Source organism: Bacteroides sp. D2, assembly GCF_025147085.1.
Taxonomy (GTDB): domain Bacteria; phylum Bacteroidota; class Bacteroidia; order Bacteroidales; family Bacteroidaceae; genus Bacteroides.
Map to the genome: position 1 here is coordinate 3,648,369 of NZ_CP102261.1, position 13,918 is coordinate 3,662,286.

The following is a 13,918-nucleotide window of genomic DNA, read 5'->3' on the forward strand; positions in this document are numbered from 1 at the left end:
CGATGCAACTACAAGATCTGTATATCAAATCCATTAATCGTCCGGTCAATCCGGCAGTTTCTGCTACCAAGTTCGATAAAGAGACCATTGATATTGAAATCAAGGAATACGTTTTTACCGATGAAATCCTCAATGGACTTTATCGCATTCTGAATGCTATCAAGAACAATAAACCTTACGACCATGTTGGTATTTGGATTGATGGCTACTACGGTTCGGGTAAATCTCACTTCTTAAAGTACCTCGACTACTGCATTACTCCCGAAACTCGCGATGTAGCTTTAGAACGTTTACTTGATGCTGTGAAAGAAATCGATCCTTTCGATGGTAAGCACAACCTTCAGTTTGAGTTTTCACAGGTTCAAGATATTGCTTCGTGGCTCAAGACTGCCACCATCGATACCTGTATCTTCAACCTCGAAACCTCCTACAATGCGGCTACCGACAAAAAGAAGGCTTTTTTGCAGGTGTTTTGGGATGAGTTTAACGGCAAACGTGGACTGAACAAGTTTAACCTCACCTTAGCACAGCTTTTGGAAAAACCGCTGATGGAGCGTGGGCTGTTGGAACAATTTAAGGAGGTGATTGCCGAGATGGGTGGCGATTGGAACAATCCCAGCGAGGCTGCCGATTTGGTGGATCAAGCCTTGGAGATGGTTGTAGATGCCGCTTGTGAACTCAATCCGCAGTTTGACCGCAACTCCCTATACAATCATATCGACAAGCGCGACTATGCCATCAGCATCGACCGCTTCGGCATGGAGCTGGCAGACTATATCAAAGACAAAGGCGAAGATTATCGCTTGATATTGCTTGCCGATGAGGTGAGCCAGTTTATCAATAAGGAACGCGACCGTTACTTGAATCTGCAAGAGATTATCACCAAGCTCTCTGAATCCTGTCACAATCAAGTGTGGGTGGCTTGTACAGCCCAACAGGACCTCAGCGAGATTATGGATGACTGTAATATTGGTGAAGAAAAAGACAAGGAAGGAAAGATTAAAGGTCGTTTTGAAGTGAAAGTATCACTCAAAGGCACGCAGCCCGAAGTGATTACACAGAAGCGTATTTTGGAAAAGAAGCCAGAGGTGAAAACCTATTTAGCTGCCATGTACGAGCAGCAGCAAGGAGCCTTCAGTCTCCAGTTTAAGTTACCAAATGCGTATAAGAGCTACGATACGGAGACTGACTTTATCGACTTTTACCCCTTTGTTCCTTATCAGTTTAAGCTCATCATGCAGGTGTTCGACTCTTTCCTTGCTTTGGGGTATGTGGCTAAGGAGGTGAAAGGTAACGAACGAAGCATCATCAAGGTGATTCACACTACGGCTAAGGCTCCCAACAATGCTCAGGCCGAAGTAGGTAAGTTCGTTTCGTTTGATGAACTTTACAACAATATGTTCGAGGAGGGTTTGCAGGCTCGTGGACAGAAGGCTGTGGATAATGCTATCCGCATTGCCCGTACCTATACTGACCCGAAATTGGCTGTACGTGTAGCCAATGTCCTCTTTATGGTTTGCAATATTTCGCAAACTGACCAACTAGTTTTCCCGGCAACGCTCGACAATATCACCACGTTGCTGATTAACGATATGACCACGCCTCGCCTCAATCTGAAGAATGAGGTAGAAAAGGTGGTCGATTTCCTTTGCGACAACAACATCATCCGTCGTGAACAAGGCCGTCAGGGTGCGCCCGACTTCTTCTCGTTCTATAGCGAAGAGGAAATGAAGGTAGCCGAGCTGATTAAAAGTCAGACTGCTGATAACAACCTACAAGCCGGTGAACTGAAAGAAATCTTCAATCGCTACTTGAAAGGATTGAAGAACAAGGAACAATATAAAACTCGTTCGTTTGCCGTGGGAATGACCATCAATCAGCGCAACTATCTCAGTAATAACCCCGATGTAGTGCTAGAATTTATGATGGATGACGACTATGATGCACCTGAACAACTTGCTCTGCAAAACCAGACCAATCGGTTGGTGTATTATGTGGGGCCACAGTTCCGTGCCAATGCTCGTTTGCGCAACAACTTCTATTGGTATTGCAAGGTGCAGAGCTATATGACCGCCAACCCTGCTACCAGCGACGAGAATGCTGCTGTGCGCGAAGAATTTAAAAAGCGTGCCAGCGAAGTGATGACTGGCATCATTGAGAGAGAGTTCCAAAAGATTCTCGACACCTGTCCTCTAGTAAGTGGTCTCTCTGTGATTGATGATGTAGAGTTGGGTAATAAAAAAGGGAATGACCGCTACTTGGCTGCTATAGAGAAGCATCTCTCCGGTATCTATACCAAAGCAGGACTGGTAGATTTACCGCAAATTCCCCGAAACAGTGATAAACTCAAGATAGCTATCCTTCGTCCCGTGAATCCGGGTGATTACGAGGGATTAAATGACTCGCTTACCGAAGCAGAACATGAGGTGGAAATTTACCTCAACAAGCAATACGAGGAGTTGAATGTGGGTGATGTGGTAGCCAAGTTCTCTAAAGCTCCGTTCGGTTGGGATGGCATTTGTACTCTTTATGTAGTGAACGAACTTGTACGCCGGCATAGGCGTGACTATAGTTATAGCAATAATCCCAATGTGGAGGTGAGTATTGTAGCAAACCGTTTGCTGAGCGAAACCAACAAGTTTACCATTCGTCCGGCTATAACCATTTCGTCCGAGGTGATTAATGGTTTCATTGCCGCTTGGAAGAACATCTTTGGTGTGAGCGAATCTTTCTCCACTACCGATAGTACACAACTATTCCGTCTCAGTCGAGAGAAAGAGAATGTGCGAAGTGTGGAGAATGTAGTAGCACGCTACAAGCAGCACTACAAGGATAATGCCGCATACTCTTTCAGTGCGCCGCTCGACGAGATGGTGACTTTGCTCGAAGGTTGGCTTGCCGAGCGCGATCCGTTGAAGTATTTCCGTCGTGTGATTGACGAACAGCAGCAGGCGCGCACCCTCTTCGATACTTGTAAAGAAGTCGTGCAGTTTGTCCAAGACCAAATGGGTAATTATAAGGATGTGCTCCACTTTGTACGCGATAATCGGGATAATTTTAGCTTCGTACCTATTGAGCTTCACGAGGCAGTTACGCAGTTGATGGGAATAGAGAATGCAGCATGGCCTATCGGTATACGTACTTATATGAAGCTTCGCAACACTCTTGCCGGAGCTATCGATGCTAAGCGAACAGAACTTCGCAAACAAATTGCTGAGGAATATGCCAAAACGTATGCTCAGTTGGAACAAGGCTGTAAGGAAAATGAGGTATCGACTTCTATTCTTTCAGATCAAGAGGTTATAGTAAAACTCAAAACACAACCGGATAGCATTCCTGTGTTGCAGACCAACCTTGATACCAATACATTCTTTGCTGAGCAAACGGCGAAGATATTGGCTGCAAAACCGAAGCCTAAACCTACGGTTGGTGATGACAAAAACAAGAAGGAGGAAATTCCTGCTAAGAAGTATCCTACACAGGTAGCTTTGAGTACTCGTACTACTTTACCTATTGGCTCAGAGGCTGATGTGGATAAGTATTTGGCACAACTCAAGAAGCAGCTAATGGCACATATTGACAAAGGCGAGACGGTAATGATTATCAAATAATGAAATGAAGGAATAAGATAGATGGATACCAATAGATTAAAGAAATTTGCTATTGAAGCACGCAATATATTAAAAGCGGGTATTGCCGCCAAACTCACCAGCTTGGGCTTCGACAACAAAGGCGAAGTGGCTGAGAATTTACGTCCGCAACTCTTGCAGGGCGGTACGCTTTGGAACGGACGGACTCTTTCCGAAGGATTCTTTCACCAATGGATGCGCCTCTACGAGGAGGTGCAGGCTAAAGGTGTGAATGAGGTGTACGAGCAAGCAGCTTACACATGGTTTAATCGTCTGGTAGCCATTCGTATCTTACAGAAGAACGGACTTTGCGAACCGGTAAGTACATATGCCGACTCTGCACATACCCCGCAGATTGTAAACCAAGCCCGGCAAGGGCTCTTCCCACCAATGGAGGAGGCGAGCAAACGTCACCTCTTGGAACTCCTTGATGACGATACGAAAGTTACTGAACAGTTTGCTGTGCTTTTGGTGGCATGGTGCCATGCCAATCCTATCCTGCAACGCTGCTTTGGCACTATGGAGGACTATACTGAACTGTTGCTTCCCGCCAATATTTTGGCGGAGAATGGTTTTATCGATCTCTTAAACCACACCGAGTTTATTACCGACGAAGAGTTTCGCTCGCCGGAACTGATTGGCTGGCTCTACCAATTCTACATCAGTGAGCGCAAAGATGAGGTATTTGCCAAGAAAGGCAAGTTTGAGGCTGATGAGATTCCTGCCGCCACACAGATCTTTACACCTAACTGGATTGTGAAGTACATGGTACAGAATACGGTGGGGCGCATCTATCTCGATAACAATCCCTATACTATTTTGACTTATAAGGAGAAATGGCAATACCTCGTGGAGCCTGCAGAGCCGACTCCTGCTGAAGCTATTCTTCATTACAATGAACTGACCGATCTGAAAGTAGCTGATCTTGCTTGTGGTTCGGGACACATCCTTAATGAGTGCTTCGATTTACTCTACGATCTTTATATCACTGAGGGTTATACTCGTGTCGAAGCCATAACACATATCTTCCAAGATAACCTTACGGGTATCGATCTCGATCCTCGTGCACAGCAACTTTCGCTTTTTGCGTTGACGCTGAAGGCTTGCCAACGTGATCATAGCTTTGCAGATGCACATTGCTTGCCACGGGTGCTGACGATGCCGAAGGTACAATTGTCATTGCCTACTGATACTCGATTAGCGGTTGAGATTGATGCAGTCAATACTTTGTTGAAGGATGCTGATTCTTTAGGTAGCATTATGAAGTTTGACCTTACATCTGTTGCTCGTGAATGGGTAGCTTCTTTAGTTGCTGAGAATGAGGCGGCTGCTTTGGTTATAGCGTTGACAGAGCAGTATGATGCGTTGGTGATGAATCCGCCGTATATGGGTAGTAGTAAGATGAATAAGAACTTGTATAACTATATTCAAAGTAAATATCCTGATGGCAAGACTGACCTATGTAATACTTTTATGTTTGTTGGAATGAATTCTCTTTCTCCAAATGGTAAGATGGGAATGATTAATATGCAATCTTGGATGTTCCAATCATCTTTTCTTAATTTAAGAAAATATTTTTTGAATAGTTATAATTTTGATAGTCTTTTACATTTAGAAAAACATTTCTTCGAAGAGCTAAGTGGAGATGTTGTGAAAGTTGTATCTTTTATTTGTTCAAAGCATCCACCTTTATATAATGGTGTATATTTCCGATTAACTGATGGCAAGTGCGAAGATAAGCGTTTAAATTTTCTGTCAAAATCTAATGTGTTTACTAATGTTTCACAATTTGGGTTTGAATCAATACCGGGTATTCCTATGGGGTATTGGGCTACTTCAAAGATGTTGAAATGTTGGGATAAATATACCCAAATATCAACTAAGATGGTTACGCGAGAAGGCATGGCACCGGCTAGTAGTGATAGATTTATTCGACTATGGCATGAGGTATCTAAGAGAAAAACAGACTTTGTATTATCAGATAATAAATCAACCTCACAAAAAAAATGGTTCCCTTATAATAAAGGTGGAGAGAAAAGAAAATGGTATGGAAATTTTGAATATTTAGTTGAATATGAAAATGATGGATACAATATCAAGCATAACTATGACATAAAAACAGGGAGACTTAGATCTCATAATTACAACGGGGATTTAGCATTTAAAGAAGGCATCACTTGGTCAGTTCTTTGCGATGCAGCTTTTGCTGTAAGATATACGCCATGTGGTTTCCTCTGGGATTCTGCGGGAGCAATGGGCTTTACTGAGGAAAATCTTGTATATTATTTAGGTTTGCTAAATAGTAATGTTATTGATAAATTTTTAAGGGTGTTAGCTCCTGGTTTAAAATTTAATGTTGGTGATATAAATCGTCTTCCACTCATAGAAAAAACTTCTGCTGTAATAGAATATGCCGTACAACATTCTGTATATATCAGCAAGCTCGACTGGGACTCTCACGAAACCTCTTGGGATTTTCAGCAGAATGGTCTTATCTCCCTTATAGATTTTGCCGAGCAAGACCTTACAACAGAGTCACTTATTGCCTTGTGTAGTACTACTGCACACAGTGATGCAGTAACACAGCAAGCAGATAAAAATCTTCGTGCAGTTCGTTTGCAAGACTTGATGGAACGTTATCATCAGAAATGGAGTACCCTCTTTATGCAGCTACATGCCAATGAAGAAGAACTCAACCGTCAGTTCATCGACATCTACGGTCTGCAAGATGAGCTTACTCCCGATGTGCCTTTGAACGAAATTACCATCTTGCAACAAGACGAGGTGAGCATTGAGGGCAATGCCTTGAAGTGGCACGATGAAGTAATATTGAAGCAACTCTTCAGTTACGCCGCCGGTGTATGGATGGGCCGTTACCGTCTTGATAAATCTAGTCTGCATATCGCTCACCCCAACCCCACAGCTGAGGAATTAGCTCCTTATACCTATAACGGTCACACCATCGAGATAGATGATGATGGCATTTTCCCCTTGATGGCTGCCGATAGTGGCTTCACAGATAATGCCTGCCTACGTACTGCTCAATTCGTGAGCGATGTGTTTGGTGCGGAGTATCAGGTGGAGAACCTTAACTACATTGAGCATACCCTCGGCAAGACCATAGAGCAGTATTGGCAAAAGGATTTTTGGAAAGACCATAAGAAGATGTATCAGAATCGTCCCATCTATTGGCTGTTTGCGAGCAAAAAAGGCAGCTTCCAGTGTATTGCCTACCTGCATCGCATGACACCTTATACCCCCGAACGCATCCGCAGTAAATATCTTCTGCCTTTCATTGAAACGCTAGGTCGCAAGATTGCCGATCTCACAACTCGCGCTGCCGACCTCAGCACAGCTGAGCGCAAGAAGCTTGATACGCTGAATAAACAACTTGAAGAGTGCCGTGAATATCATGACCGCCTCGCTGTAGTAGCTGAGCAAGCTATCCCGCTTGATCTTGACGATGGCGTGGTGGTGAACTATGCGAAACTTGGGGATGTAGTAAGTAAATTAAAATAAGTATTTTATGAATCCTATATATACTGACATACACATTCATACTTCGGAAAATCCTGATAATTTAAATATGGATTATGACTGGCGACTTTTACTCGAAAAGGTAAAAGTTAGGGCCTGTGGAAACGATCTTTTGTTGTCATTGACAGATCATAACACAATAAACAAGAGTGTGTATATTGATATAATGGCGCATATTAGTGATTACCCGATGTTGCATCTGTTGCTTGGAGTTGAACTACATATAAAGTATCGGAATAATTGTCCTGCATATCATTGTCATGCATTTTTTAAAAACAAAATTGATGTTGAAAATATAGATCGCATTAATGTCATTCTTGATAAACTGTATCCTCATAAGCTAGTGGAAAAAAAGGATGAAAGCATACCTACTTTGGAAAGCATAATTCATGAGCTTGACGAATATGATTATATTATGCTTCCCCATGGTGGTCAATCACATGCTACGTTTAACAAAGCTATTCCACGCGATACAAAGTTTGATACAACGATGGAACGGAGTATATACTACAATCAATTTGATGGTTTCACTGCTAGAAGTAAGGATAAGTTGGAAGATACCACAGAATATTTCCAAAAACTTGGTATCAAGGATTTTGTAAATTTGATAACCTGCTCAGATAATTATATACCTGAAAACTATCCCTCGGCTAAAGCTACTGATGCAGCCCCATTCATACCCACGTGGATGTTAGCAGAGCCTTCATTTGATGGACTTCGTATGGCGTTGTCAGAAAGTACTCGTCTTATATATAGTGATAACAAACCTGAAAGTTGGGCAGAATATATTCGAAGTGCAAAACTAAAAAGTGACTTTGCGGATATTGATGTTATTTTCACGCCGGGATTAAACGTTATTATTGGTGGCTCATCTAGTGGAAAGACTCTTCTCGTTGATTCCCTTGTAAAGAAAATAAAAGGAGGTGAGAATCCTTCCATCTTCAATACTTCCAATTATAAAAAATTTGAAGTTGAACACATTACAATCGACAATCCAACAGGAAGACATCCTCATTATATTGAACAGAACTATATAATGCAGATTGTCAATAGTCCAAATTCCAGCGAACTTACATCAATTGATATATTAAAATCACTCTTTCCAAAGGACGAAGATTTTGCCCAAAAAGTAGAAGAAGGTATTGCAACACTTCGCAAAGATGTTACAACTCTGATGAAGTGTGTAGAACGAATAGAAGAGATAGAGGGAGAACTGAACAATCTTTCTCAAATTGGCAAATTGCTGGTAAAAGGAGAGATTCGAAAAAATGTGATTGTTACCTTTCGATCGCAAGACAAGGAACGTGAAAATATAAAATATTCACGCAACAAGTATGAAGAGGATGTTAGTAGTCTTTCCGTTATTAAGAAATTTTTAAAAGAGAATCCCTTGGTAATAGATTGTGATAATGAGGTTGAAATCATTCTTGACCGCCTTTCACAAGCTTTTCTGTATGCCCAAGTTGACGAGGGTGTATCTAATGTCATAGATAGGCATTATCGAAATTATAATGAAAAACTCAAGGACAGAAATTCAGAAAGCCAGTCTAAGGCTCAAGAGTTTCAGCAAGTCCTTGCATTAATAAAAGAATATGCAGTAAAAGCCAAATTATTTGAGCAGACGCTTCAAAAGATTGCATCATACAATGTAAAAGAAATGTCCAAACAAGTGGTGGCAATGGGACATACCCTAGATGTATCTAATCGCTTTAATCTGACGAAAGATAAAGTTAGAAATGCATTTAATGAATTTTTAAAATCAGAGTTCAGATTTGCTAGCTATATTGACATTACTCCTGACCAACTTTATAAGTCACATTTCTCTCAACGACCCAAGGTTGAAGGATATGAGCAGTTTATTGAGAAAGTTGTAGGAATTTTCATGATAGAGAACAAACTGACATATCAAATTACCACAAAGGATGGACAGGATTTTCATAATTTAAGTGCAGGTTGGAAAACGTCTGTTCTTTTGGATTTAATATTGGGGTATGAGAAAGATACTGCACCTATTGTAATCGATCAACCTGAAGACAATTTGGCAACATCATATATTAATGATGGTTTGGTTCAAGCTATCAAAAGCGTAAAAAGCTCAAAACAAGTAATACTTGTATCGCATAATGCAACTATTCCTATGATGGGTGACGCACAAAATATCATTTATTGTAGGAATGAAAATGATAGAATCATTATCAGGTCAGCTGCTCTTGAGGGGCAAATAAATGGCGAACCCGTTTTGGATTTGGTTGCAAAAATCACAGACGGAGGTAAAGCTTCGATAAAGAAACGAGTGAAAAAATATAATCTTAAAAAATTTAGGCAATGAAATTAATATTTGAAAAGAACGAGAAAGGAGACATAGAGGTACAGATACAAAAAGGTACAAACCTCATATCTTTTAACTATGTTGAGATGCTAAAACAACTTCTCGACGATAATACAATTGCTGAAGATTGTGAGTTTGAGAATCTTGATGAAGAAGAAATTTCTGTACTTAAGAATATGCTTAATGATATAACAAAAGTTATTTCTGATGGACAAGGGACACAATCAGAATAACGTAATTTCTTTCTTTTAATAATTGTAATTACATATGACCGCAGAAGATATACAGAAACTCAGAGACCTCGGCGAAGTGAGCAAGGTACAGTTTAAAGAACGTATCTTGGATAAATATGATATAGGCTGCGAGCTAGTTGCCATGAGTAATGCTCGCGGAGGGCAACTTGTCATTGGTATTAACGACAAGACAGGAGCTTTTAATCCGTTGTCGTATGCCGAAGTGCAGGAAACCACCAATCTACTGAGCAATATGGCTTCGGAGAATGTGGTGCCCAATATCCTACTTGAGATAGATACGGTCAGCGTTGAAGGCGGCAGTGTAGTGATAGCTACTATTAAGGAAGGAATTAACAAGCCCTACCATGATAATAAAGGTATCGTGTGGATGAAAAATGGAGCGGATAAGCGTAAGGTTTTCGATAATGCGGAGTTGGCGGAGATGATGACCGAGTGCGGTAGCTTTACTCCCGATGAAGCCGCCGTTAAAGATGCCATGTTGGATGATTTAGATGAAGACACTATCAAGCAGTTCCTGCAAAACCGTTTTGCTATGGTATTGGAGAAAAAAGGAATGATTGGCGATGCTTTGCAGGAAGCGTCACTTGATGAGATAGCCAATACGATTGCCAAAGGACATGATCTTAATAAACTGATGCGCAACCTGCGTTTTATCCGTCCGGATGGGAGCCTTACAGTGGCTGCCATATTGCTCTTTGGTAAGTACACCCAGCGTTGGTTGCCTGTGATGACAGCGAAATGCATCAGCTATGTAGGTAATTCAATTGGAGGCAAGGTCTTTCGAGACAAGGTGAACGATGCAGTAATGGAAGGAAATCTTCTGCACCAATTTGAGACCATTATGTCTTTCTTCACTCGCAACCTCAAGAATGTACAAGTGAAAAAAGAGTTCAATTCATTGGGCGAGCTTGAGATTCCATACGTGAGTCTGATGGAGTTTGTAGTAAATGCACTGGTCCATCGTTCGCTGAATTGGAAAGCCCCCATACGTATCTTTATCTTTGATAACAGAGTTGAAATTCACAGTCCGGGCACGTTGCCTAACGGCTTGCAAGTAGAAGACATAACCAATGGCACCTCTATGCCCCGTAACAACTTCCTTTTTAGCAATGCTATCTATCTTCTTCCCTATACAGGTGCAGGTAGTGGTATTCAACGTGCCTTGGAGGAAGGGGTGCAAGTAGAGTTCACGAATGATGAGCGGATACACGAGTTTTTGATTACCATAAAGAGGAACAAAGACTTGGATAGTAATCTAGCTGACTCTGACACTACCCCTAACACTTTTCCAGAGCACTTAGACACTACCCCTAACACTTCCGATGAATGCCCTAACACTTTTTCGGAGCACTTAGACACTACCCCTAACACTTCTGATGAATGCCCTAACACTCATCAGATGAAACTTTCCAATAAACAAAAGGATATAGTAAACTTTTGTAGTGTACCGAGAAGTAGTCGGGAGATACTTGAGAGGGTAGGAGTGAAATATCATAATAGTAATATCAAAAGATATGTTACCGAATTAGTAGAAGCAGGGTATTTGGAGCGAACCATTCCCGATAACCCTTTTGATATGAATCAAAAGTATAAAAAGAAGCAATCATTATGACTCAAGAAAGAATATACAGTTATTTTCAGCGTAACCCGCAGTTGCATGTGCTTTTCATCTTCGACAAGGCGAATATCATTATGAATGATTTGGCAGACTGTTCGTGGGAAACTGAATATATCTATAAAGTATTTGATGGAGCTTGGTTCAACACTAAATATAACATTGAATACGCATGGAAAGAGAAACGTGTGGTATTACTCTTCCCATTAGGCACCTATCCCATGAGTGAGGAACAACAGCTCAGATTCCCTCTTATGGACATGCTGAAAGCTAACATGGAATATAAAGAGGAAGATTATGCCGCGTTCATGCAACAATATAAACTTCCAGAGAAATATCGCGCCTTTATCAGCCGCCATATCGGTGAATTGATGTCGAATAAGATAAATGCAATGCTGAAAGATCGGTTTATGCCGGAAGCATTCAGTGAGGATGTAGTAGTCCGCGGTTTTATTTCTTCTTATCTGGGTGAAAAGAGGCTCTTGGAATGGGAAAACATCATCATAAGAATGTTCATACTCGGATTGGATTCAGAAAATAAGAAACGGTTGGATTTCTATCATAAGTTGGAACGAAACAAGGATGCCAAGACAGCGGTCGATGAGCGTTTGACTAAGATATTTGGATTCAGTTACAAACCCAACCAAGAGGCGAAGGTGAAAGAGTTGGTGGAGAGTTTGAAGTATAATAGCATCACCCAACTTCTTGATGTGATTGCCGATGATTCCTACAAGGCTTACAAAATAAAGAGCAGTATAGCACTTGAACAAATGAATCGTATCTATGAACTGGGCACACGTGACCGGGAGTTTGCAGATAAATTCACGAAAGTGATGAAAGAACTAGGTGCTGATATTCGGGAAAAGGAACTGACAACCATTTATGGCATGGATGCTTCCTTCTATTACTTGACGGAAGAATTAGGTTGGCCTATTTTGCAAGAAATTGCCGGTAGCAAATTCGTGACAGAACCTGCAGAAATGCAAGAACGTTTGCGTTTGCTTTCCCAAAAACTTCCTGCCGATAGTGTGCTTCAACAAGCTATAAGCTTCTTGATGCAAATGGCCTTTTATTATGAAATGGTAAGAGGACTGGGTAGCCTGAAGTTGAATACTCCGGAAGCTTATGTGCAACTCTATACGAACGACTTGTATAGGCTTGACACCTTCTATCGTTGTGCATTGGAGGAATATCATGAATTGTTGTCAAAGGATGTTCCTATACTTACTTGTTTGAATGGACTGAAACAACAGTTTGATGGAGAGTATGCACGTATGGTTAATGTCTTCAATCTGGAATGGATGATCTGTGTGATAGAAAAAGGGAACTACTTTAACGACCTGTCGTTGAAAAAACAAGAGGATTTTTATGCTAATGAATGTGTCAGTAACAGCAAGCAGGTAGTAATCATCTCTGATGCGCTACGCTATGAAGTGGCGGCAGAACTGATGCAGGAACTGGCTAAAGAGAAACATATAGCAAAACTATCTGCATATCGTGCCATGCTGCCTACTGAAACCAAATACTGCAAGCCGGCTCTTCTGCCTCATACTTCATTGATATGGAAGAACAAAGAAATGCTGGTAGATGGTGAAGTATTAGACACATTAGAGAGCCGTTCGGCACAGGTGGCCAAATACAAAGAAAGTGCTTGTTGTGTAGACTATGAAACTGTAATCAAAGCAGATGTAAAAACAGCACGCGCACTATTTAAAAGTCCGTTGGTTTATATCTTCCATGATACAATTGACGCTGCTAGTCACGGGGCTGGAGCCGGAGATGTAATTGCGGCTTGTCGCAAGGCTATTGAACAGCTCGCTGTGCTGGTTCGTCGCCTTCATGCCTCTTGGAATGTGACGAATGTTGTGCTGACAGCCGACCATGGTTTTCTCTACAATGACGTGGAATTTGCAGAGAAGGATAAACATGCGGTGACAGTTGCGGGTATTATCGAGAAGAAAACGCGTTACTACGTGAGTGATCAAGTTAGCGCGCAAGAAGGGGTGGTGACAATGCCATTGGACAAAGTATCGGGTATGAAAGCCGAGACTCCTATATATATAGGAGTACCTATGGGTACCAACCGTTTGGCTGCTTCTGGTGGATACAGCTTTGCCCATGGCGGAGCGACCTTGCAGGAAATGCTTATTCCCGTGATTCATAGTTCGCAGAAACGCTCTGATAAGACTAATAAAGTGGGTGTGGCATTGGTTGATCACAATCTCGTGATGGTAAGCAGTAGATTGAAATTTCAATTGATACAAAGTGAAGCGGTTTCCATGACGGTAGTTGAACGTAAGGTCGTTTGTCAAGTGTATCAAGGCGATACACCCGTAACCGGAAAGCAAACCATTACGCTTGACAGTGCTGATACGATCAATTTGAATAACAGAGTATACGAGGTTGTGCTGATCTTGAATCATTCAGTACATTCAGGTATGCTACAACTACGTGTGTATGATGAAGAAGACTGTTTGAATCCACTTATTCGTGAAGTGGTGAAGAATAATACAATGATAGAACAAGACTTTTAAGTATTAGTGATTAAGTTTTT

6 protein-coding genes are annotated in these 13,918 nt (G+C 41.5%); all 6 read left to right on the plus strand.

Annotated elements, in window-relative coordinates; all coding sequences use genetic code 11:
- Positions 1-2 precede the first annotated feature (2 nt).
- From brxC to NQ505_RS12895, 6 genes are read left to right on the plus strand one after another with little or no spacing between them, the layout of a single operon-like run.
- Positions 3-3,611 (plus strand): BREX system P-loop protein BrxC, encoded by a 3,609-nt coding sequence (gene brxC / locus NQ505_RS12870; RefSeq protein WP_009000708.1) that lies wholly within the window; start codon positions 3-5, stop codon positions 3,609-3,611.
- A 21-nt stretch (positions 3,612-3,632) separates the two neighbouring features.
- Positions 3,633-7,148, plus strand: a complete 3,516-nt coding sequence (gene pglX / locus NQ505_RS12875; RefSeq protein WP_009000709.1) for a BREX-1 system adenine-specific DNA-methyltransferase PglX — start codon at positions 3,633-3,635, stop codon at positions 7,146-7,148.
- A gap of 7 nt (positions 7,149-7,155) precedes the next feature.
- Positions 7,156-9,495, plus strand: a complete 2,340-nt coding sequence (locus NQ505_RS12880) for an ATPase (protein ID WP_009000710.1) — start codon at positions 7,156-7,158, stop codon at positions 9,493-9,495.
- Positions 9,492-9,728 carry a hypothetical protein gene (locus NQ505_RS12885; RefSeq protein ID WP_009000711.1) on the plus strand — a complete coding sequence of 79 codons (237 nt, stop codon included), beginning with the start codon at positions 9,492-9,494 and terminating at the stop codon, positions 9,726-9,728. Before NQ505_RS12880 ends, NQ505_RS12885 begins: the two co-directional genes overlap by 4 nt.
- 34 nt (positions 9,729-9,762) lie before the next feature.
- Entirely contained in the window at positions 9,763-11,361 is a 1,599-nt protein-coding gene (locus NQ505_RS12890) for an RNA-binding domain-containing protein (RefSeq protein ID WP_009000712.1), read from the plus strand.
- Positions 11,358-13,898, plus strand: coding sequence for a PglZ domain-containing protein (locus tag NQ505_RS12895; RefSeq protein ID WP_009000713.1), 2,541 nt, complete (start codon positions 11,358-11,360; stop codon positions 13,896-13,898). Before NQ505_RS12890 ends, NQ505_RS12895 begins: the two co-directional genes overlap by 4 nt.
- Positions 13,899-13,918 lie beyond the last annotated feature (20 nt).

What these genes read in the sequence shown, in the direction of transcription:
- NQ505_RS12890 (WP_009000712.1), top strand. Translation starts at nt 9,763, where the DNA reads ATGACCGCAGAAGATATACAGAAACTCAGAGACCTCGGCGAAGTGAGC.
- NQ505_RS12885 (WP_009000711.1), top strand. Translation starts at nt 9,492, where the DNA reads ATGAAATTAATATTTGAAAAGAACGAGAAAGGAGACATAGAGGTACAG.
- NQ505_RS12895 (WP_009000713.1), top strand. Translation starts at nt 11,358, where the DNA reads ATGACTCAAGAAAGAATATACAGTTATTTTCAGCGTAACCCGCAGTTG.
- NQ505_RS12880 (WP_009000710.1), top strand. Translation starts at nt 7,156, where the DNA reads ATGAATCCTATATATACTGACATACACATTCATACTTCGGAAAATCCT.
- pglX (WP_009000709.1), top strand. Translation starts at nt 3,633, where the DNA reads ATGGATACCAATAGATTAAAGAAATTTGCTATTGAAGCACGCAATATA.
- brxC (WP_009000708.1), top strand. Translation starts at nt 3, where the DNA reads ATGCAACTACAAGATCTGTATATCAAATCCATTAATCGTCCGGTCAAT.